The 1,772-nt window shown below is 71.3% G+C and carries 1 protein-coding gene and 1 pseudogene; both read left to right on the forward strand.

Features of this window, described 5'->3' with window-relative positions; translation table 11 throughout:
• Positions 1 to 254 precede the first annotated feature (254 nt).
• Positions 255 to 1,061, forward strand: coding sequence for a DeoR/GlpR family DNA-binding transcription regulator (locus ACXJKG_RS20965; protein ID WP_456847647.1), 807 nt, complete (start codon positions 255 to 257; stop codon positions 1,059 to 1,061).
• A 304-nt stretch (positions 1,062 to 1,365) separates the two neighbouring features.
• Positions 1,366 to 1,772: pseudogene (locus tag ACXJKG_RS20970) on the forward strand (hypothetical protein); the annotation flags it as partial.

A 1,772-nucleotide genomic window follows, 5' to 3' on the forward strand; every position in this document is an offset into this window, starting at 1 on the left:
GCGGAGCGCGGGACCCTCGGCGACGGCGAGCCCCACCTGGACGCCGACGTGGCGCGCCAGCTCCAGGACGAGGTCCCCGCAGCGCAGGAGGTCCGCCACGAGCGGTCCGCCACGAGCTGGCGGGTGAACACGACGCTGCCGGCGCCGACGAACGCGATCTTGGCCATGCTGGGATGATCGCCGCGCTGAGCGATTCGTGCAAGAATTCCCCGTTCGATCAGGCGAAATGATCATTCTGAGTGAGCGAGGTTCCGATGCCGGTGGTAGACGACGCGCCGAGGGCGACGTCCCGCAAGCGCTCGGACCGCATGCTCGCGGTCCTGGCCCTGCTCGAGTCCGGCGACACCGTCACCCTCGCGGAGCTCACGCAGTCGCTCGGGGTCTCGTCGGCGACCGTGCGGCGCGACCTGGCCGACCTCGAGGATCAGGGCCTGCTCGTGCGAACCCACGGCGGGGCGCGCGCGTACGCGTCGGCCCGGGCCGAGGTGCCGGTGCGGCTGCGCGACTCGCAGTTCCGGCTGGCCAAGCAGCGCATCGCCCGCAGGGCCGCCGAGCTCATCCCGACCGGTCCGTACAGCGTCGCGATCAGCGGCGGCACCACGACCGCCGAGGTGGCGAAGGTGCTGGCGGGCAGGCCGGACCTGGCGATCGTCACCAACGCGCTCACCACCGCGATGGAGATCGCCTCCCGCCCCAACCTCAAGGTGATCATGACCGGCGGGGTCGTGCGGTCGACGTCGTTCGAGGCCGTCGGCGTGCTGGCCGAGAACACCTTCAACGCGATCAACGTCGGCACCGCGATCCTGGGCACGGACGGCATCAGCGCGGCCGGCGGAGCGACCACCCACGACGAGACGGAGGCCCGCACCAACAACGCGATGGTCAGCCACGCCCAGCGGGTGGTCGTCGTCGCCGACGGGTCCAAGGTCGGTCGCGTCACCCTGGCAAAGATGGCCGACCTCTCGCAGGTCCACGTCCTCGTCACCGACACCACCGCCGACCCCGACGAGCTCGCCCGGATCGTCGCCGCCGGCGTGGACGTGCTCGTGGTGGAGGTCTAGCCGGGTTCAGGGAGCGGCGAGCCGGCGCGCGCGAGCCACGGGCGATCACCCTTCTCCGTCATTTCTCCCGATGTTCGCCGGCGACATTCTTTCTGTGGACAGACTCTCGCAATTCGGGGGCTGTGGGCGGCTCGATGCGACGCCGTTAGGTCGCTGACCTGCGAACATGCGAATTCCTTCGTTCGTCTCACGATGCGGTCGCATGTCGCGGCGAATGTCAGTGGTGGCTGGGAGACTTCTTTGTGGCGGGATTGTTTGACCCGAATTCTCGGGTCGGCCCGGTGTCGCGAAGGAGGTGGTGGCGGTGTCGATCGAGGAGTTGTCCCCCGAGGCAGGCGCAGCGCGCGCCACCGCCGCCACCCGAGCTGCGGACGCGCCCGCTCCTGCGGCGCGTCCCGACATCGCCGATGCGGGTGCTGGTGCCGGTTCGCCGGCGTCCGCGGCTATCGCGGCGTTGACTGCGGCGGTGGACGCGCTGGCGGCCGCCTCGGACCCGGAGAGCCCGGCGGGTCGCCTGGAAGGTGAGGCGGCGGTCGAGGTGGTCCGGGAGGCCCTCGCGGTGGCGGGGCGTTTGTCGGCGATCGCGGCGCGGGTGGTGCCGGTGGTGGAGGCGGACGGGTGGTGGGCGCTGGATGGTGCCCGGTCGATCACGACGTGGGTCGCGGCGCAGGGTCGGCTGCCGCACGGGGAGGCCAAGCGGCTGGTCACGTT

Source organism: Cellulomonas sp. P5_C6 (assembly GCF_054049635.1).